We start from the raw sequence: 19,031 nt of genomic DNA on the forward strand, positions 1-19,031 counted from the left end.
AGGACCGGCGCCGAAGCACTGACAGCTCTTCCCCAAGGCATCAGTGCGGGTGTTACTTCCCCATCGGCTTCGGATCCACCGGCGTCGCCGGTGTCTCCTCGGTGACCCCGTACCCGGAGGTCACGAACCGCAACGCGGCCAGCAGGATCGCCGCGATCGGCACCGCGATCAGGAACCGGATCAGCACCTGGGTGAGCGCGAGCTGGTCGAAGAGCAGGCGGTACCACGCCGGCAGGCTGATCAGCAGCGCGAACACCAGGACCGACGGTCGGATCATCGCCGGCTGGTACGCGTGGCCCGGCGCGGTGCGGCGGCGGCCGGCATCACCTCGGCGGCGATCCGGGCGCAGAGCATCGCGGCCCAGGCGTGCGGGGTGGCCGGTTTACCGTCCAGCGAGAAGATCGGCACGTCCAGCCCGAGCACCGAGGCCGGGTCCGAGGTGAGCTCCACGCTGTGCACCACGAGCGCCTCCACCTCGCCGAGATTGCGCAGGTGGCGGGCGGTGTCCGCGGTCTTGCGAGTGGCGTCGACGACGGCCCACAGCGCGGTCGCGCCGAGCGCGTCGCACATCTCGTTGACCCAGAACTCGTCGGTGCCGCCGACCGGCGCGTCGATCACCACGATCCACGGATGGTCCGAGGACTGCAGCTTGTCGGCCCGGGACTCGGCCGCCGCCGGGGTGGAGATCAGCCGGGACGAGTGCAGTCCGGTCCCGGCCGTGGACGGTGCCGCCAGCAGCAGGTGGGTCTGGTCCACGTGGACCTGTTCGAGCAGCTGCTTGGCGATCGGCACCGCGGTGTGCACCTCGCCGGCGATCACCAGGATCTCGCCCGGGCCGTCCGGGATGCCGGGTGCGGCCGGGCGGGAGGCGAGGACGCTGAGCACGCCGGCGTACGTGTCCCCGCCGGTGATCTGCCGTGCCATCTCCTCGGGCATCCCGACCGTCATCAGGTTGGTCTGCACCGGGTCGAGTTCACCGGCCCTGGCCCGGACCGGCGCCGGCTTGGGTGCGGGCGGCGGTGGCGTGGCGGCCACCGGGGCCGGAGCCGGCTCGTCGTCGGGAAGTCCGTAGACCTCGGCGGCGGACCGGATCGGGCCGGACGGCGCGGTCTGGAACGCGGCCCGGGGCGGCGCCGCGCTGGGCTCGGCCGGCCGGATCGGCGCGGCCGGCGGGTTGTGCGGGACAGCCCTCCGGGCGTGCGGGGCGGTCTCCTCCGGCACCAGCGAGATCGGGGCCGGTGAGACCGGGACCGCGGAGATCGGCGCGGGCGAGACCGGGCTCGGTGCGACCGGGGCCGACGAGAGCGGCGTCGGTGCGGCCGATGTCGCCCGCGCCGTGGCCGGTGAGATCGGCGCGCCGGACGGCGGCGATCCCCGGCCCGGCCGCCCGGGCAAAGCAGCCGGCAGGCTGGGCCGTCCGCCGCCGTTGACCGGCGAGTCCGTCGCGGTCGCCGGGGTGAACGGGCGGACCGCCGGGTCGGCGGGCGGCCGGACCCGATGCCCGGGCCGGGTCGCCTCGCCGAGGTGGCTGGCCACGTCCAGGCCGGCCATCAGCTCGGCGAACGCCGCGCCGGTGTCACCGATGGCGGCGTTCCGGATCTCCTGCCGGCTTGGCCCGGGCGCGGGGCCCGACTTCGGCGCCGACGGCCGGGCGGCCGGCTGGTCGGCGTTGAACCGGTCCCGGGACTCGGCCTGTTCGAGCAGCCGTTCCAGGGTGTTGGCGCCGTTCTCGGCGACCGTCTGTCGAGCCATGTCCTCACTGTCTTCCTGTGCGTCCGGTACCTCGACGGAGAGCTCGTAGTGCTGCTTCGCGAAGAAGCCTCCGATGCCACCGCTTCGTACCTTGTCGGCGGAAACTATCCGGACGCGCGAGCCGTACTCGTCACGTACCTGAGCCAGTAACGGCTCGATGGCCGGTCCCTCAAGCAGCACCCGCGTAGGCACCGTTCACCACCCCTATCGTCTCGATCTGTGCGGTGGAACCAGAGATCTCGCTGTACGACAGCACCTGCACCCGGCGTGAACCGGCGCGCAGAAGTCGCATCAGCGGCAACCGCAGTTGTGGCGAGCAGGCCAGGACCGGGTTGAGGCCCTGCTGCTCGGCGGCCTCGGCGAGCCGGCTGGCCTCACTGACGATCGCCTCGGCACGCATGCCGTCGATCGCCATGAAGGCGCCGGTCTCACTGGGCCGGAGTGACTCGAGCAGGCTCTGCTCGAGCATCGGGTCGAGCGTGATCACGGTGAGCCGGCCGGCCGTCGCGTACTGGGCGGCGATGGCCGGGCCCAGCGCGCTCCGGGCCGCCTCGACCAGGCCGTCGTGATCCTGGGAGAGCTTGGCGCGCAGCGAGAGCGCCTCGAAGATGCGGACCAGGTCACGGATCGGCACACCCTCGTCGAGCATCGACTGCAGCACCTTCTGGATCTGGCCGAGGCTGAGCAGCCCCGGGGTCAGTTCCTCGACGACCACCGGGTGGGTGCGCTTGACCATGTCGGCCAGGGCCCGCACGTCCTCGCGCCCGAGCAGCCGGCTGGCGTTGTTGCGGACCACCTCGGCCAGGTGCGTGATGATCACCGACGCCCGGTCGACGACCGTCGCGCCGGAGAGCTCGGCCTGATAGTGCAACTCGGCCGGGACCCACTTGCCGGCCAGGCCGAAGACCGGTTCGACGCCGGCCCGCCCGGGCAGCGCCTGCAGGCCGTCGCCGATCGCCAGGACGGTGCCCGGCGGGGCCTGGCCGCTCCCGGCGTCGGTGCCGGAGATCCGGATCGCGTACGACGACAGCGGCAGGTCCAGGTCGTCGCGGGTGCGCACCGGCGGCATGATGACGCCCAGTTCCATGGCCATCTTGCGGCGCAGCGCGCGGACCCGGTCGAGCAGGTCCCCGCTGCTGGCGTCGACGAGGTCGACCAGGTCCGGGGCGAGGGCCAGCTCCAGCGGGTCGATGCGCATCTCGCCGAGCAGCGACTCGGGCGAGTCCGGCGACGGCATCTCGACCGCCTCGGCGACCGGCGCGGCCTCCTCCGGGACCTTGTCCTTGATCCGCTGGGCGATGGCCAGCACGGACGCGCCGACCACCAGGAACGGCACCTTGGGCAGGCCCGGGATGACGCAGAGGGCGAGGGCCGCGGCACCGCCGATGCGCAGCGCCAGCTTGTTCTGGCTGAGCTGGGCGGTGACGGTCTGACCCATGTCGCCGGAGGTGGCCGAGCGGGTCACGATCAGACCGGTGGCGACCGAGAGCAGCAGCGCCGGCACCTGGGAGACCAGGCCGTCGCCGATGCTCAGCATGCTGTACTGGTTCATCGCGTCGGCCGGCGCCATGCCGTGCTGCAGGATGCCGACCGCGAAGCCACCGATCAGGTTGATCAGCGTGATGATGATGGCCGCGATGGCATCGCCCTTGACGAACTTGGAGCCACCGTCCATCGCGCCGTAGAACTCGGCCTCGGCCGCCACCTCGGCGCGGCGCTTCTTCGCCCCGGCCTCGTCGATCAGGCCCGCGTTCAGGTCGGCGTCGATCGCCATCTGCTTACCGGGCATGGCGTCGAGGGTGAACCGGGCGCCGACCTCGGCGACCCGCTCGGCGCCCTTGGTGACCACGATCAGCTGGACGATGACGAGGATCGAGAAGATCACCAGACCGATGACGAGGTTGCCACCGACGACGAAGCTGCCGAACGCGTGGATCACCTTGCCGGCGTCGCCGTCGCGCAGCACCAGCCGGGTCGCGCTGATGTTGAGCGCCAGCCGGAACAGCGTCATCACCAGCAGCAGCGCCGGGAAGACCGCGAAGTCGAGCGGCTTCTCGACGAACATGCTGATCAACAGCACCAGCAGGGCGACGGTGATGTTGAGCGCGATGAACAGGTCGAGCAGGAAGGTCGGCAGGGGGACGACCATCATGATGATGATGCCGATGACCCCGATGGGTACGGCAAGTCTGCCGAGGTTCCGGTTTTTCACGACACCTCCGCTCGGCGTTCCGTCGCCGTCACTGGGACCCCTGTGGCACCGCCACGCCCCGATCTTCCCTGCTCGCCGCCCGCGATGTGAGTAAATCTCCCGAATTTTCGGTTACGTCATAGCGGAACTGGGACGGCTGTGACGGGTGGGACTCAGACCGGCGTGGGATTGGGGCTGCGGTGCAGGCCGGCCGCCGAACCTCGAGCCTTCAGGCTCATCACGAACGCCAGCACGCGGGCCACCGCGCCGAAGAACTCGGCCGGGATCTCCTGACCGATCTCGCAGCCCGAGTTCAGCGCCCGGGCCAGTGCGACGTCCTGCACCATCGGTACCCGGTTGTCGGTCGCCAGCTCACGGATCTTGGCCGCCAGCGGCCCCTTGCCCTTGGCGACCACCCGCGGCGCGCCCTTCGTCGGCTCGTACCGCAGCGCCACCGCGACGTGGGTCGGGTTGACCACCACCACGTCCGCGGTCGGCACGTCGGCCATCTGCCGGTTGCGGGCCATGGCCATCTGCCGGGCCCGGATCTGCGCCTTGATCAGCGGGTCGCCCTCGCTGTTCTTGTTCTCCTGCTTGACCTCCTCCTTGGTCATCCGCAGCTGCTTCTGGGTGCGCCGGCGCACCACCAGGTAGTCCGCCCCGGCCATCGCGATGCCGGCCACCGCGGCGGCCCGGATCAGCGCCAGCACGGAGTCGGTGACGATACCGAGCAGCGCGGTGAGCGGCAGGCGACCGGCCTGCATCAGCTGCGGCACGATGCTCTTCAGCGTCATGTAGAGGACCGCGCCCAGCACCGTGGTCTTGAAGAGCGACTTGGTCAGCTCCCAGAGCGCGTGCGGGCCGACGATCTTCTTCAGGCCGGCGAACGGGTTGAGCCGGTTGAACTTCGGGACGAACAGCTTGGTGGCGACCCGGATGCCGCCCTGCGCGCCGGCCGCCGCGACACCGACCGCCATCAGCGTGAACGCCAGTGGTGCCACGGCCCACGCGGCGCCGAGGAGTCCCTCCTTGAACAGGACCAGGGTCTTCGCCGGATCCGGGTTCTGGATGACGTCGGGGATCTTGCCGATCAGCTCCTCGGCGTGCTCCATCGCCTGCTTGAGGGTGCGCGGCAACAGCACGCTGGCGGCGAGCATGCCGAACCAGGCGCCCAGATCGGGCGTACGCCCGATCTGCCCCTCTTGTTTAGCTTTCTTGAGCCTTTGTTGTGTCGGTTGCTCGGTCTTCTCGCCGGACACCTAGCCACCACCGAGGCGCACCACGGCGGTGACCGCCCGCTCGACCAGCGTGTGCACGATGCCCGGGAGCATCGCGATGGCCAGGCCGGCGAGGGTGACCACGAGGAAGATCTTGATCGGGAAACCGAGCTGGAACGCGTTCAGCGCCGGCGCCACCCGGTTGAGCAGGCCGAGCGCCACGTCGGCGAGGAACAGCACGCAGATCAGCGGCCCGGCGATCTGCAGCGCGGACAGGAACATCTCGCCGATCCCGCTGAGCAGCAGACGGCTGAACGTCTCGAAGGAGAAAGTGCTGTTCAGCGGCATGGTGCGGAAGGTCTGCAGGAAGCCACGCAGGATCAGCTGATGCCCGTCGCCGGCGAAGAGCAGGGTGATCGCGACCAGGTTGTAGAACCGCCCGAAGATCGAGCTCTGGCTGTAACCCATCGGGTCGTAGGCGGTCGCGAGCTGGAACCCGCCGAACAGGTCGAGCAGGTCACCGGCGGCCTGCAGCGCGGCGAACAGCAGCGCGGTGATGAAGCCCAGCCCGACCCCGACGAAGATCTGCATGGCGACGCTGAAGACCAGCGCCGAGGTCTCCAGCGACGGCAGGGTGTCCCGCAGGTACGGCGCCATCGGCAGTGCCAGCGCCACCGAGAGCAGCGCCTTCACCGGGGCAGGAATGAGCCGCGAGTTGAACGGCGGGCAGATCGCCATCCACGCGCCGGCCCGGCAGGCCCCCAGCAGGATGGCCAGCAGCTCGGCGATCGGGATGTCGGCATTCATGTCTTGTACGAGCCGACCAGCGCCGTGATGATCAGCCCCCAACCGTTGACCAGGACGAACAGCAGCAGCTTGAACGGCAGCGCGACGGTCACCGGGGGCAGCATCATCATGCCCAGCGACATCAGGGAGGCCGAGACGACCAGGTCGATGATCAGGAACGGGATGAAGATGACGAACCCGATGATGAACGCGGCCCGCAGCTCGGACAGCACGAACGCGGGCACCAGCGTGGTCAGCGGCACCTCGTCCCGGTTGGCCGGCTGCTTCTCGCCGGACACCTTGATCAGCAGGGCCAGCTCGTCCTCACGGGTGGTCTTCCACATGAACGCGCGCAGCGGCTTGATGCCGTCGTCGAACGCCTGCGACTGCGTCTTGTCGCCCTTCAGGTAGGGCTGCACCCCGGCCTCGTTCATCTGCGAGACGGTCGGGCCCATGATGAACAGGCTCACGAACAGCGCCAGCCCGGCGACCACCTGGTTGGGCGGCAGCGTGGTCAGGCCCAGCGCGTTGCGGGTCATCCCGAGGACCATGAAGACCTTGGTGAAACACGTGCAGAGCAGCAGCAGCGCGGGCGCCACCGACAGCAGCGTCAGACCGAGAACGATCACCAGGCTGGACGCCGGTCGGCTGCCGTCCGGGTTGGTGCCGTTGATGTTGAGGTTGATGCTCGGCGGCGACGTCGCCGGCGCCTTCGGCACCGGTCGCGGTGCTCGCGGCAGCTGTTTCGCCGCCGGGTTCGCCGGCGCCTCCGGCGCTTGCTGGGGTACGGCCATGGCCGCCGCCCCCGCACCCGGTGGCGCAGCCGGAGCCGCGGCGGGCAGGGCCAGGGCCAGCCCCACCATCACGAACAGCAGCGATACGACGCGTCGCAACTGAGCCCGCCTTGCCGTGCCCTTCCGGCCCTCGCCTGCGAGGTCGCTCGTCGGTGCGACGTGGTGCCGCTCGGTGCAGTCGGTCATGGCTCTATCGCCTCGTGGTCCGCTCGCGCAGGAACTCGAGAGTCGAGGTCCAGGTCTTCGGCGAGAGGATCGAGCCGTGACCCTCGGGGCCCGGTGCCGCCGGGTGCCGTCCCGGCAGGACGGTCTCGCCCTCCCGGAGCACCTCGGTCGGCTCGATCACCAGGTGGTCCCGGTGCTCGTGCGGTTCCGGCGCGAAGATCCCCAGCTCGGCCTCGCCCAGGTAGTTGATCTGCTGATCGGTGACGCCGAGAACCATCGCCCGGTCGGCCACCCGGACCACGGCCACCGCCGCGCCCCGGCTCAGCTGCTGACGGTTGAGCACCGCCAGATGGCCGTGATGGCTCTTGCCGAACGGGCGTCGCATCGCCCGGGCCAGTCCCCACATCATGAGCAGCACGACGAACAGGGAGAAGCCGACCTGGAGAAGGAGCCGGAACAAGGTGGTGACTCCTACTCGGCGCCGGGCGAGACGATCTCGGTGATCCGGATGCCGAAGTTCTCGTCGACCACGACCACCTCGCCGCGGGCGATCAACCGGCCGTTGACCAGCAGATCCGCGGGACTGCCGGCGGCCCGGTCGAGCTCGACGATCGCGCCCGGGGTCAGCGAGAGCAGCTCCCGCACACTCATCCTGGTCCGGCCCAGCTCGGCCGAGACCTCCATCTCCACGTCGTGCAGCATGTCCAGGCCGCCGCGCCGGCCGACCGCCGGAGCCTCGGAACGCTGGGCCACCCCGCCACCGGTCGCGGCGGCCAGCACCGGGTCGTCGCTGGGCCAGGGGCTCAGCGACAGGGCGAGCACCGCCCGTACCTCCGCATCGTCTCGGAGAGGAACGGCGACAGCGCCCTCTTTCGCCGCGAGCGCGCTCAGCGCCACCTGCGGCTCCATGACCTGGCCCGGGTCGAGGACCACCGGACCGAAGACCCGGGACGCGGCCTCCAGGGCCGGCCGGACCGCCGCGGTCAGGTCCAGCTCGCCGAGCGGGCTCTCCTTCAGCGCGTCGGCGAGATCCTGGCCCACCACCACGACCACCTCGCCGGTGGCCGCGCCGCTGAACCGCGCGGTGACCGCCTGGCCGTCGATCATGGTGCTCGCGTCCGGGACCGTCGGGTCGCCGGCGATCAGGGCCTGGCTGGTCGGCAGCACCGCCAGCGCCGCGTCGGCGGCCTGCCGGGCGAGGGAAAGCTGGGGCGGCGTGATGGTGGGGGCGGTCATGAGCGGCCAGACTCCTTGGACGAGTTCTCGTTGGGCGGTGGCACGACGAGACAGGCGAGCCGGGCGCCCTGGTTGCCCGGAACGGCATGCGCGAAGACGATCTCGTTCACGGTCACCTCAAGCGGCCGGCTGGTCAGATGCCCCAGCGGCACGACGTCACCCGGACGTAGATCCACGATGTCATCGGTACGCATCCGAATGGGCTGGAATCGCACAGCCACGTCGATCGGAGCAGCGGAAAGTCCGGCCGTGAGGTTGCGCAGAGCGCGGTCCTTGGCCTGCTGCTCGGCCGCGCTGAGCACGACCGCCTCGGTCCGGGACAGCACCGGGAGGATGGTGTTGAACGGCAGGCAGATCGTGGCGATGCACTCCTCGGCGCCGATCTTGGTCTCGAAGGAGGCCACCACGACCGCGTCGCCGGGCGCGTGCGCGCGCAGGAACTGCGCGTTGTACTCGATCTCCTTGAGGTGCGGCGTGATGTCGACCAGGCTCTCGAAGCCGTACCGCAGCTCGCCGAGCATCCGCTCGATCAAGCCGCGCAGCAGCGGCATCTCCACCTCGGTCAGCGGCCGCTCCGGCTGGGAGCCGCCGGGGCCGCCGAGCATGTGGTCGATCGCGGTCATCACCGCGGACTGGGCGATCTCGATCAGCACCGTGCCGGGCAGCGGGTCGAGCGTGACCACCCCGATGATCGTGGGGTTGGCCAGCGAGGCCACGTACTCGTCGTAGTTGAGCTGCTCGATCGAGATCAGCGAGACGTTGCTGACCGCGCGCAGGCGGGTGGTCAGCAGGGTCCCGCAGCTGCGGGCGTACGTCTCGAAAGCGATCTGCAGGGTGCGGATGTGCTCACGGGAGAGCTTGATCGGGCGGCGGAAGTCGTAGGCCGTCGGCCCTCCGCCACTGCCACGGCGCGAAATCTTGCCCGGGGTGCGTGCGGTGGTGGTCACGTCGTCCTGATCGGCGGACTTCGCGAACCGCTGAGTCCTGAGCCCGCTTCCTGCCCTTAATACACGGATGGGCGGATCTCCGTGAGGAGACCCGCCCTGACCGTGCCGGCTGTTACTGCGTCACGAACGAGGTGTAGTAGACGTCCATGACTTCCTGCGTCTTGTCGACCGTGTAGGCCTTGACCAGCTTGGCGACGACGTCCGCCTTGATCTGCGCACGGCCCTCGTCGGTGGCGAGCTCAGCGACCGTCTTGCCGGTGTACTCGTCGATCAGGATCTCGTACGCCTCGTTCAGGTCGACCGCCTCGGCACCGGAGTCCTTGGTCTGCAGCAGGGCGAAGCCGAGCTTCAGGTAGTGCCCGTCGGCCAGGTTCACCGTGATGGTGTTCTCGGCCGCGGTGACGATCCCCTTCTCCGGCGTCTTGGCCTCGGCCGAGTCGCCCTTGAGCATGAAGAACGCCCCGGCACCGCCGCCACCCAGAACCACCAGGACCACAGCGATGACGATCATCATCATCTTGTTCGACTTCTTCGGCGCCGCTTCCGCGGTCGTGTCCTTCTCGTCTGCCATCAGAATCCCCCCAGTCAGTTCTTGGTGTCAGCGGTGATCAGCGTGCTGTGGTCGGTCGTGTCCGTGCTGGTGGTGCTCGTTCCCCCGGAGGCGTTGTCCGCCTCCACCTTCTTGGCCGCGGCCTCCGCGGCGGCCTTGGCCGCCGCGGAGGTCTGGCCGGAGTGCAGCTTGCTGTCGGAACCGGCCGCGTCGGGCAGCAGCGCCGCCTGGTCGGCGGTGAGCATGGTCAGCACGACCACGTCCACACGGCGGTTCATCGTGATCGAGCGCGGGTCCTTCGGGTCGATCAGCGGCTTGGTGTCGGAGAAGCCGACCGCGCTGAGCCGCTTCTTCGGGATGCCGTGACCGGTGAAGTACCGGACCGAGGCGGAGGCTCGCGCCGCGGAGAGCTCCCAGCCACTCGGGTAGTACTTGGTCCTCGCGTTGAGCTGGTTGGTGTTGCCGTCCACCTCGACGTTGTTCGGCAGCCCAGCCAGCGTCGGAGCGATCGCCCCGAGGATCTTCTCGCCGGTCGGCAACAGGTCCGCCCGGTCGCCGGCGAAGACCACGTCGTTGGTCACCACGGTGATGACCAGACCGCGCTGGTCGATCGTGAACTTCACGTTGTTGAGCAGCTTGGCGGCGGCGAGAGCGTCCGAGACCTTGTTCTCGATCGCCTTCATGTTCTCCGCCTCCTTCGCTGCCTTGTCGGCATTCGCCGACACCTTCTTACGGTCTTCGGCCTGAACGGCCCGGTCGACCGCCGCCTTCTGCTTCGCGTTCAGACCCTCGGTGCCCGAGGACCCGTCACCCGGGTTGGCGCCCGGGTCGATCTGCACGATCTGCGCGTTGTTCGAGGCGCCGTCCAGCGGGGCGTAGTTGCCCGTGAACGCGGCGCTCTTGGAACCGAAGCTCGCGGACAGGCCCTGAGCGAGCTGTGCGAACTTCTTCTGGTTGATGTCACTCATCGAGAAGAGAACAACGAAGAGGACGAACAGCAGCGTGAGCATGTCGGCGTACGACACGAGCCAGCGCTCGTGATTGACGTGCTCCTCGTGCTCCTCATGGCCCTTCTTCTTGCGCTTGGCGCCCCCGCCACCAGAGCTCATGTAGATCAGGCCGCCTTCTTCGAGGAGGCCGCAGCCTCAGCCTTCTTCATCTCGTCCGGCGGGAGCAGGCTCCGCAGCTTCTGGGCGACCAGACGCGGGTTGGAGCCGGCCTGGATCGCCAGGACACCGTCGATCACGAGTTCCATCTCCTCGGCCTCGACCGCGGAGAGCCGGGTCAGACGAGCCGCCATCGGGAGCCAGATGATGTTCGCGCTGAGCACGCCCCACAGGGTGGCGACGAACGCGGCGGAGATCGAGTGGCCCAGGGTCTCGGGCTTGTCGAGGTTCTCCAGCACGTGCACCAGACCCATGACCGTGCCGATGATGCCGATCGTCGGGGCGTAGCCGCCCATGTTCTCGAAGAACTTCTTGGCCGCGTTGTCGGCCTTCTTCTTCGCGGCGACCTCGGCGTGCAGGATGTCGTGCAGCTCGTCCGGGTCGGTGCCGTCGATCGCCAGCTGCAGACCGCGCTTGAGGAACGGGTGCTCGACCGTCTTGACCGCGTCCTCGAGGGCCAGCAGACCCTCGCGGCGGGCGCGCTCGGCCAGCTTCACGACGTTGTCGAGCAGCTGGGTCGGCGGCGTCACCTTGGCGGTGAAGGCCTTCTTCAGCACACCGACGAAGCCGGTCGCGTCCTTCAGGACACCGCCGGCCATGGCGGCGGCGAAGGCGCCACCGAAGACCAGCAACATCGACGGGATCAGGAGGATGGAGGACGGCGAACCGCCTTCCAGGATCTGGACGGTGAAGACGATCACCAGTCCGGCGAGAACTCCAACGATCGTTGAGATGTCCATGTCAGCGGTCCTTCCGGTGCAGCGGGAGCACCTTGGCGTCGAGGTCGTCGTCGTCTGATGAAGAGAGGGCGGCAGCCGCGGGCGCAGGCTCCATGCGACTCGCCTGGGCGATCAGCGAGGCGCGGTAGTGACGTACCGAGTCGATGAATTCGGGCACTGATTCAGAGATGACGTACTTGGTGCCGTCCACCAGGGTGACGACCGTGTCCGGCGTGCAGTCCACACGCTCGACCAGGTCCGGGTTCAGCGCGAACACAGCACCGTTGATTCGAGTTACGAGGATCAAGACTGTTTCCGTCCTTGGTTTGTCTGGCTGGTGTCTGGCCCTCCGTGGCCCTACGCCATGTACTTCGGCTCGTTCTCGGTTGCCGATGAGATCGAGCCGGTCGCTGTTCGGGTGCGAGCTGCGCCAGTTTTTTCGGCGCTCCCGGCACATATACCGACAAAGCGACGGCGGCCGGGACAGGCACGTGTGTACCTGCCCCGGCCGCCGGCCGAGAGACTGCTGCTACGCCTACCGCTTCATGCTGACGAGCTCCTGGAGGATCTCGTCCGAGGTGGTGATGATCTTGGAGTTCGCCTGGAAGCCCCGCTGGGCCACGACCAGGTTGGTGAACTCCTGGGCGAGGTCGACGTTCGACATCTCCAGCGCGCCGCTGATGACCTGGCCCATGCCGGCGCTGGCCGGCTGGCCCACCTGGGCGTAACCGGAGTTCACGGTGCTGCGGTACGTCGAGTTGCCGACCTTCTCCAGGCCCTCGGGGTTCTTGAAGGTGGCCATCGCGACCTGGCCGAGCGTCTGCTTCAGGCCGTTGCTGTAGACGCCGGTGATCTCACCGGTGTCCGAGACGGTGTACGCCAGCGAGGTCAGCGCGCCGGCCGTCTGGCCGTCGGTGTTGAAGACCCGGGCGTCGGACTGCCCCGAGTACATGGTCAGGTCGGCCATGTTGACCTGGTAGTCGCCGATCTTCATGTTGCCGTCCTTGTCCAGCTCGCCGGTCGCCGGCGTGTCGGTGGCGCTGACGATCGCCTTGCCGCTGGTCAGGTCGATCTCGCCGATGGCGCCGGAGATGGCGTTCCCGTCCTGGTCGTAGAGGGCGATGTCCCAGGTGGTGTCCGGGGTGTCGCCGGTGGCCCGGTTCGGGTCGATGGTCCGGGTGAACTTGGCGGTCACCGTGTGCGTGGCGCCGTCCTTGTCGAACACCTTGACGGGGAGCGACACGACGTCCTCGGTGGCCAGCTTGTTCTCCGGGTAATCGCTGGTCAGGTTGCCCTTGAGGGTGATGGTGGTGGTCGCCGCCGGCGGGATCGTCGCGCCCAGCGGCATCTTGATGTCACCGGGCTGGCCACCCGCGTTGACCTTGCCGTCCACCGCGGTCCAGCCCTGCACCGGCTGACCGGTCGAGGTGACCAGCGTGCCGTTCGCGTCGAAGCTGAACGAGCCGGCCCGGGTGTACATCTGCTCGTTGCCCTGGCGGGTGATGAAGAAGCCGTCGCCCTGGACCATCATGTCGCCGGACTTGCCGGTGGTCTGCGCCGAACCCTGGCTGAAGTTGGAGTTGATGCCGGATACCCGGACACCGAGGCCGACCTGGGACGGGTTCGTACCGCCCATGCCGCCCTGCGGCGAACCGGCCGCACCGACCATCTGGCTCAGGGTGTCCTGGAACTCGACCGACTGCGTCTTGTAACCCACCGTGTTGACGTTCGCGATGTTGTTACCGGTGACGTCGATCATCTGCTGGTGCGCGTGCAGGCCACTGATGCCGGAGTAAAGAGAGCGCAGCATTAAAGATCGTCCTTAGGAATCGAGGAGCGGATTGACGAAAGGGGCGGTCTTATCAGGCGGTCTGCTGAATCTCCGTGACCTTGGACAGCTCTACATCCGTGTTACCGACCTTGAGCATCGGTTCGCTGTCCCCGTTGAGCTTTGCCGCGGACACCACGCCGGTCTGGATCTGACCGAGCGAGTCCTGGTACGACACCGTCTTGCCGACCAGCTGGGCCGCGCTCGTCATGCGCTGGCCCTTCATCATGCCGATCATGTCTTCCAGCTTCTCGACCTGCGTGAACTGCGCGGTCTGGGCGAGGAACTGGGTCGAGTCGGCCGGCTTCGACGGGTCCTGGTACTTGAGCTGGGCCACCAACAGCTTCATGAAGGTGTCCTTGTCGCCCAGGTTCTTGTCCTTGGCCTTCTGGGCGGCGTCGGCTGCAGCGGCGGCGGCTGCCTTTACGGCGTCGGAACCGGTCGGACCGATTCCCGAGGTCGGCGAGGTCATTGACTTCTCCTGTCCCTTGGCAAGCTCAACACCATCTTCGGCGCGGTTGAGGTTTTGCTTAGGGGCAAAAAAGTGCGGGCCCACCGGCAAGGTGGGCCCGCTACAGGAGATTTTCAAAGGTTCCGCGCACCCGGCGCGGCCTCAGGGCGCCAGCGAGAGGCTGAGCTTGCCCTTGCCGTACCGGCTGACCTCACACATCAGGTCCAGCCGGCGGCCCAGCGCGAGCAGCACGGCGCGGGCGTCGCCCGGCAGCTCCATCCCCGGGTAGATCACCTGGTAGAGCTTGACGTGCGGCGCGCCCTCCTTGTTGAGGAGGCTGGTGAAGATGTTGCACAACTCGAAGACGTTCTCCGCCAGGTTCGGGAAGAGCTGCTTCTCGTCGATGCTGTCCTCGGCGGCACCGGCCGGCAGCAGACCGAGCGCGGCGCCGGCGTTGGCCGCCAGGCTCAACTGCAGACCCATGGCCGCGTAGATCTTCTGGCCGGCGTCGGTGAAGATCGCGACCGTGGCGGTCCGAATCTCGTCCGCGCTGAGCGGGTCGCCGGGGCTGACGGTGACCTCACGACCCAGAAGGTCCTCGAACAGGTTGCGTACGGCTAGAGAGCCGGGAAGAACCGAGACGTCTGACATGTCGCAATCATCCCAAAATAGGAGCGAAGACTTCGTCGAATCGCTCAGCGGTGAACGGTTTGACGATGAAGAAGGCCGAACCTGAGGCTTCGGCGGCCGTCTTCATCTCGGGCGTGCACTCGGAGGTGACGAAACCGAACTTGACGTTGTTGCCGGCGGCCCGGAGCTGCCGCAACACCTCGATCCCGGTCATCCCGGGCATGTTCCAGTCGGAGATGACCAGATCCGGGCGTTCCGCCGTGGTCTTGTCGAACGCCTCCTGACCATCGGCTGCCTCGACCAGGTCATGGTCGCCGAACCCGGCCTGCCGCAGGGTACGGACGACGATCTGCCGCATCACCCGGCTGTCATCGGCGATGAGGATCTTCATGCACCCTCCTCCTTCGTGTCGCTGTTGCTCTGCCACATCGAGATGGACACCGGCTCGCCTTCCCAGAGTCCATAGACGCCGCTGATGCGTTCGGTGTTCGGATAACGCGCCGAACTCTCCGGCGCGAGCACTACCTGCGGGAGCGACAACTGCGCCCCCGGCGGAAGCATCGCCTTCACGTTGCCGCCGACGATGTTCGCCAGCTCACCGAGCGTGTCGGAGATGTCCTCCTCACTCACCTCGTCCAGCTCCATGGCCAGGAAGGCGGCCGCGGCGCGCTGGGCGGCGGCCCGGGAGGACGCGTACACGACATGTCCGGTCCAGGATCCGGTGATGGAGACGGAGGAGTGCACCTCGGACGGCTGGTTCTCGTCGTACGTCTGCATCAGGGGGCTCACGCCCTCCGGGTCCAGGTACGACTCCCAGACCTGTTCCACCATCTCAGCGAGGTCGTTCTCGTCCACCTCGACTTCGACACTCATGAGTTCGCTCCGGTCGGCACGAGGCCCAGCAGGGCCAGCTTCTCGATCATGGCGCCCTCGGTGAAGGGCTTGATCACATATTCGTGGGCGCCCGCGGCGAGCGCCCGGACGATCTGGCTCTGTTCGCTCTCGGTGGTGACCATCACCAGGGTCATCTCCCGCAGCCGTGGATCGGCTCGTACCTTCACGACGAACTCGAGCCCGTTCATGTTGGGCATGTTCCAGTCGATGAGGGCCAGTTCCGGCACCTCGGTCATGTCAGCGAGCAGGTCGAGCGCTTCCTTGCCGTCGCCGGCCTCCACCGCCTCGAAGCTGAGCTTCGTGACGATGCGCTTGAGGATCATGCGCATCGCGCGCGAGTCGTCGATCACCATGGCGCGCATCGGCGTCATCCCCTTCTCCCGGCGCCCGCGGGCACCGCGCTACGGATTCGGTACGCGGAGGTGCGGCCGGCGGCCACCCGCTCGTAGTTGTCGTCGATCCCGATCGTCGTCTCGGCCGCTCCCAGGAACAGCCAGCCGTCGGGGCGCAGGATCTTGGCGGCGTTCTGCAGCACCTGCCGCTTGGTCGCGACGTCGAAATAGATCAGCACGTTGCGCAGGAAGATCACGTCGAACGGCTGCATCGGCGGGAACGGCGCGGTCAGGCTCATGTGCTTGAACGAGACGTTCCGGCGCAGCGCCGGGATGATTCGCCAGTGCGCGCCCGCCCGCTCGAAGTACTGGACCAACTGGGTGGCGGGCAGTCCCCGGTTGACCTCGACCTGGCTGTACTCGGCCTTCTCGGCCCGCTCGACCATCGCGGTGGAGATGTCGGTGCCCTGGATCTCGAAGGACCAGCCGGCCGGCAGCGACTCCTGCAACGTGATGGCCAGGCTGTACGCCTCCTGGCCGCTGGAGCTGGCCGCCGACCAGAACCGCAGTTTCCGCACGCTGGCCCGCGACTTGATCAGCTCGGGCAGCACCACGTCGGTGAGCGCGGCGAACGGCTCCCGGTCGCGGAAGAAGGACGTCTCGTTCGTGGTCAGCGCGTCGATGATCTTGCGCTGGTGCTGCGGGTTCGGGCGCTTCTGCAGGTCCCCGATGAACTCGTTGACGTTGGGCGACCCGACCGCCCGGGCGACCGGGATCAGCCGGGCCTCGACCAGGTACTCCTTGCCGGGGGCCAGCACGATCGACGCCTCGCGCCGCACCAGGTTCGCGACGAACGTGAACTCGGCCTGGGAAAGGGTCATCGCGCCACCGCCGCGGAGCGGCCCACCCGGACCCGGTTCAGCAGGGCGGCCGAGATCCGGTCCAGGGGCAGCACCTCGTCCGCCAGTCCCGCGCCGACCACGGCGCCGGGCATGCCCCAGACCACCGAACTCGCCTCGTCCTGGGCCAGAATCTCGCAGCCCGCGTCGCGTAGCACTTTCGCACCACCCCGTCCGTCTTGTCCCATTCCAGTAAGAATTGCGGCGAAGGCGGTTCCGCCGTACAGCGCCGCCACCGACCGGAACATCACATCCACGGCGGGCCGGCACGAGTTCTCTTGCGGGGCGTTGCTGAGCTGGGTCAGCGTCGCCGTGCCCTTGCGGTTGAAGACCAGGTGCCGGTCGCCCGGGGCGATGTAGACGGTGCCGGCCGTGAGCTCCATGCCGTCGCCGGCCTCGACCACCTTCAGCGGAGTGGCGCGGTCCAGCCGCTCGGCGAACATCTTGGTGAAGACCGGCGGCATGTGCTGGGTGATCACCACCGGCACCGGCAGGTCAGCCGGCAGGCCGAGCAGCACCTTGGTCAGTGCGTCCGGGCCACCGGTGGAGGAGCCGATCGCCAGGATGTCGATCCGGCCGCCCGGCGCGCGACGGGGAGCAGCCGGGCGGCCACCCGCGGGCGGCGGACCACCGGCACCCGGGCGGGCGGCACTGGCCGGGGGCAGGCCGGGGCGGGCGGGCGCGGCGCCGGGACGGGCGCCGGCCGCCGGAGCGGGACCACGAGGTGGGGCGGCGGGCGGCGGGCGGCGGCGGCCGCCGAGCGCCTGGATCTTCGGCACGAGCTGCTCGCGCACCGCCGCGATGGACTCCTTCACCGAGCCCACGTTGCTGGGTTTGGTGACGTAGTCGGTCGCCCCCGCGGAGAGTGCCTCCAGGGTGGCGGTGGCACCGGCCGCGGACAGCGTGCTGAACATGATCACCGGTAGCTGCGTATGACGTTTCCGCAGCTCACGAACGGCTTCGATGCCATCCATCTCGGGCATCTCGATGTCCATGGTGATCACGTCGGGCTTGAGCTGGTCGATCTTGGCCTGCGCGAGCAGACCGTTCGCCGCGGTGCCGACCACCTGGATGCCCGGCGCTTCCCCGAGAGCGTCGACGATCAGACGACGGACCACCACGGAATCGTCGACGACGAGAACCGAGATCATTCGACCACTCCCTTCAACCGAGCCAGGCCGGACCGAGCGCCGCGACGACCGGTGCGAGCAGCCGGTGCGCCGTTGCGGTGTCCAGCAGATCGCGGACGACCAGCGCCTGAACGGCGCCGCTGAGCATGTTCCAGACCCCGCCGGCCCGATCGGCCAGCGAGATTCCGGCCGTGTCCACCGCTTGCACCAGCAGCATCTGCGCCGCGGCCGCGGTCCGGACCCGATCCGAGAGGTACGCCGCCCAGGACGCCGAGTGCACGGCGGGCGACCATCCGGCGGTGTTGCGCCGGGCGTCGTCGGCCGCCGTCGCGACACGTTCCCGATCCTCCGGTCGCAGCGTGCGCAACCGATCGAGCAGGGCGGAGACGGTGTAGTGGTGCGGGCCGAGGTCGATCGGCGCGCCCGTCGGCAGCTTCTTCACGGCCGCCACCCAGCCGGCCCCGAGCCGGCGCCGGGTGTCGTCGTCGAGCACCTCCCGCAGGTAGCTGGCCACCGCCGCGTCGCAGAGCAGCGCGGTCGCGGCGGCCGCTTCCTCGGTCTGCCGGGCGTCCCGGCCGGTGCCCTCCCAGGTCCACGACATGACGTCGTACCGCAGGCAGGTGAGCAGCGAGTCGACCGAGCCGATCGGCGCACGCTCGACCAGGGCCAGGTTGCCCGCCGGGTCGTCCTTCGACATGCCCTTGAGGTTGGGCATCCGGCGCGCGGCGCTCTCCACCTCGACCCAGAGCGGGCCCCGGATGCCCTCGTCCGGGAGCCGCTCGGCGAGCACGGGCAGGTCGTCGCGCTGCAGGCGCAGGGCGCGCAGCAGCACCTCGGCCGCCGCCGACCCACCCGTGAGGCGGGTCAGGTCGAAGCCCAGAACGGGGGCGCTGACCAGGCTGTACATCAGATCGTGGCGCGGTACGTGTCGACCGCCTGATTGACGTCGAGGGCGAGCATCAGCCGTCCGTCCAGCTTGAACGTGCCCACCACCAGCTCCCGGGTGGGGCCGCTGAGGGTGTCCGGCGGCGGTTCGAAGGTCTCCTCGTCCAGGTCCACCACTTCACCGATCTTGTCCACCAGCAAGCTCACCGGTTCTCCGTCGCCCCGCAGGATCACGTTCATCACCGGGCCCTGCAGGGACTTGCGGTTCAGCCCCAGCTGGACCCGCAGGTCGACCGCCGCGATCACCTGACCGCGCAGGTTGAACAGGCCACCGACGGCCGACGGGGCCAGCGGCACCGGGGTGTACTCGTTGTACGAGAGCACCTCCTGCACCGTGTGCACCTCGACGCCGAAGAGCTGGCCGTCCACCTCGAAGGTGGCGAACTGGCGACTCGCCAT

Annotated in this window: 23 protein-coding genes; all 23 read right to left on the reverse strand. The window is 68.7% G+C overall.

Going from position 1 to position 19,031, the window contains the following annotated elements:
* Positions 1–52: 52 nt before the first annotated feature.
* Positions 53–277, reverse strand: a complete 225-nt coding sequence (locus ACH442_RS18760) for a hypothetical protein (protein WP_396339279.1) — start codon at positions 275–277, stop codon at positions 53–55.
* Positions 274–1,932 carry a hypothetical protein gene (locus ACH442_RS18765; protein ID WP_396339280.1) on the reverse strand — a complete coding sequence of 553 codons (1,659 nt, stop codon included), beginning with the start codon at positions 1,930–1,932 and terminating at the stop codon, positions 274–276. The genes ACH442_RS18760 and ACH442_RS18765 overlap by 4 nt, the downstream gene beginning before the upstream one ends.
* Complete coding sequence (gene flhA, locus ACH442_RS18770; protein ID WP_396339281.1) at positions 1,922–3,964, reverse strand: flagellar biosynthesis protein FlhA; 2,043 nt, start codon at positions 3,962–3,964, stop codon at positions 1,922–1,924. Before flhA ends, ACH442_RS18765 begins: the two co-directional genes overlap by 11 nt.
* A gap of 152 nt (positions 3,965–4,116) precedes the next feature.
* Positions 4,117–5,202: a flagellar biosynthesis protein FlhB gene (locus ACH442_RS18775; RefSeq protein WP_396339282.1), complete on the reverse strand. Its 1,086-nt coding sequence runs from the start codon at positions 5,200–5,202 to the stop codon at positions 4,117–4,119.
* A complete protein-coding gene (locus ACH442_RS18780) occupies positions 5,203–5,967 on the reverse strand; it encodes a flagellar biosynthetic protein FliR (RefSeq protein WP_396339283.1) in 765 nt (254 codons plus the stop codon).
* Positions 5,964–6,839, reverse strand: a complete 876-nt coding sequence (fliP, locus tag ACH442_RS18785) for a flagellar type III secretion system pore protein FliP (protein WP_396339284.1) — start codon at positions 6,837–6,839, stop codon at positions 5,964–5,966. The genes ACH442_RS18780 and fliP overlap by 4 nt, the downstream gene beginning before the upstream one ends.
* A 91-nt stretch (positions 6,840–6,930) precedes the next feature.
* Positions 6,931–7,365: a flagellar biosynthetic protein FliO gene (locus ACH442_RS18790; RefSeq protein WP_396339285.1), complete on the reverse strand. Its 435-nt coding sequence runs from the start codon at positions 7,363–7,365 to the stop codon at positions 6,931–6,933.
* Positions 7,366–7,376: 11 nt separating this feature from the next.
* On the reverse strand, positions 7,377–8,141 hold the full coding sequence (gene fliN / locus ACH442_RS18795; RefSeq protein ID WP_396339286.1) for a flagellar motor switch protein FliN: 765 nt from the start codon (positions 8,139–8,141) through the stop codon (positions 7,377–7,379).
* Complete coding sequence (locus ACH442_RS18800) at positions 8,138–9,088, reverse strand: flagellar motor switch protein FliM (protein WP_396339287.1); 951 nt, start codon at positions 9,086–9,088, stop codon at positions 8,138–8,140. The genes fliN and ACH442_RS18800 overlap by 4 nt, the downstream gene beginning before the upstream one ends.
* Positions 9,089–9,200: 112 nt before the next feature.
* Positions 9,201–9,659, reverse strand: a complete 459-nt coding sequence (gene fliL, locus ACH442_RS18805; RefSeq protein ID WP_396339288.1) for a flagellar basal body-associated protein FliL — start codon at positions 9,657–9,659, stop codon at positions 9,201–9,203.
* Positions 9,660–9,673: 14 nt separating this feature from the next.
* A complete protein-coding gene (locus tag ACH442_RS18810; protein WP_396339289.1) occupies positions 9,674–10,747 on the reverse strand; it encodes a flagellar motor protein MotB in 1,074 nt (357 codons plus the stop codon).
* A gap of 5 nt (positions 10,748–10,752) precedes the next feature.
* On the reverse strand, positions 10,753–11,544 hold the full coding sequence (locus ACH442_RS18815; RefSeq protein ID WP_396339290.1) for a flagellar motor protein: 792 nt from the start codon (positions 11,542–11,544) through the stop codon (positions 10,753–10,755).
* 1 nt (position 11,545) lies between these two features.
* Positions 11,546–11,830: a flagellar FlbD family protein gene (locus ACH442_RS18820; protein ID WP_203743346.1), complete on the reverse strand. Its 285-nt coding sequence runs from the start codon at positions 11,828–11,830 to the stop codon at positions 11,546–11,548.
* A gap of 228 nt (positions 11,831–12,058) precedes the next feature.
* Positions 12,059–13,333, reverse strand: coding sequence for a flagellar hook protein FlgE (locus ACH442_RS18825; RefSeq protein WP_396339291.1), 1,275 nt, complete (start codon positions 13,331–13,333; stop codon positions 12,059–12,061).
* Positions 13,334–13,385: 52 nt separating this feature from the next.
* Positions 13,386–13,907 carry a flagellar hook assembly protein FlgD gene (locus tag ACH442_RS18830; RefSeq protein ID WP_396339382.1) on the reverse strand — a complete coding sequence of 174 codons (522 nt, stop codon included), beginning with the start codon at positions 13,905–13,907 and terminating at the stop codon, positions 13,386–13,388.
* A 57-nt stretch (positions 13,908–13,964) separates the two neighbouring features.
* Complete coding sequence (locus tag ACH442_RS18835) at positions 13,965–14,453, reverse strand: hypothetical protein (protein ID WP_396339292.1); 489 nt, start codon at positions 14,451–14,453, stop codon at positions 13,965–13,967.
* Between the two features lie 7 nt (positions 14,454–14,460).
* Positions 14,461–14,823: a response regulator gene (locus ACH442_RS18840; RefSeq protein WP_396339293.1), complete on the reverse strand. Its 363-nt coding sequence runs from the start codon at positions 14,821–14,823 to the stop codon at positions 14,461–14,463.
* The gene (locus ACH442_RS18845) at positions 14,820–15,305 is read right to left on the reverse strand and encodes a chemotaxis protein CheX (RefSeq protein ID WP_396339294.1); all 486 of its coding nucleotides are present in this window, start codon (positions 15,303–15,305) and stop codon (positions 14,820–14,822) included. Before ACH442_RS18845 ends, ACH442_RS18840 begins: the two co-directional genes overlap by 4 nt.
* Entirely contained in the window at positions 15,302–15,688 is a 387-nt protein-coding gene (locus tag ACH442_RS18850) for a response regulator (protein WP_067702648.1), read from the reverse strand. Before ACH442_RS18850 ends, ACH442_RS18845 begins: the two co-directional genes overlap by 4 nt.
* Before the next feature lie 5 nt (positions 15,689–15,693).
* On the reverse strand, positions 15,694–16,539 hold the full coding sequence (locus tag ACH442_RS18855; RefSeq protein ID WP_396339295.1) for a CheR family methyltransferase: 846 nt from the start codon (positions 16,537–16,539) through the stop codon (positions 15,694–15,696).
* Positions 16,536–17,708: a chemotaxis response regulator protein-glutamate methylesterase gene (locus ACH442_RS18860; protein ID WP_396339296.1), complete on the reverse strand. Its 1,173-nt coding sequence runs from the start codon at positions 17,706–17,708 to the stop codon at positions 16,536–16,538. Before ACH442_RS18860 ends, ACH442_RS18855 begins: the two co-directional genes overlap by 4 nt.
* A 13-nt stretch (positions 17,709–17,721) precedes the next feature.
* A complete protein-coding gene (locus tag ACH442_RS18865; protein ID WP_396339297.1) occupies positions 17,722–18,594 on the reverse strand; it encodes a hypothetical protein in 873 nt (290 codons plus the stop codon).
* The gene (locus ACH442_RS18870; RefSeq protein ID WP_396339298.1) at positions 18,594–19,031 is read right to left on the reverse strand and encodes a chemotaxis protein CheW; all 438 of its coding nucleotides are present in this window, start codon (positions 19,029–19,031) and stop codon (positions 18,594–18,596) included. The genes ACH442_RS18865 and ACH442_RS18870 overlap by 1 nt, the downstream gene beginning before the upstream one ends.

This window comes from Actinoplanes sp. NPDC020271, from assembly GCF_044388125.1.
Taxonomy (GTDB): Bacteria; Actinomycetota; Actinomycetes; order Mycobacteriales; family Micromonosporaceae; genus Actinoplanes.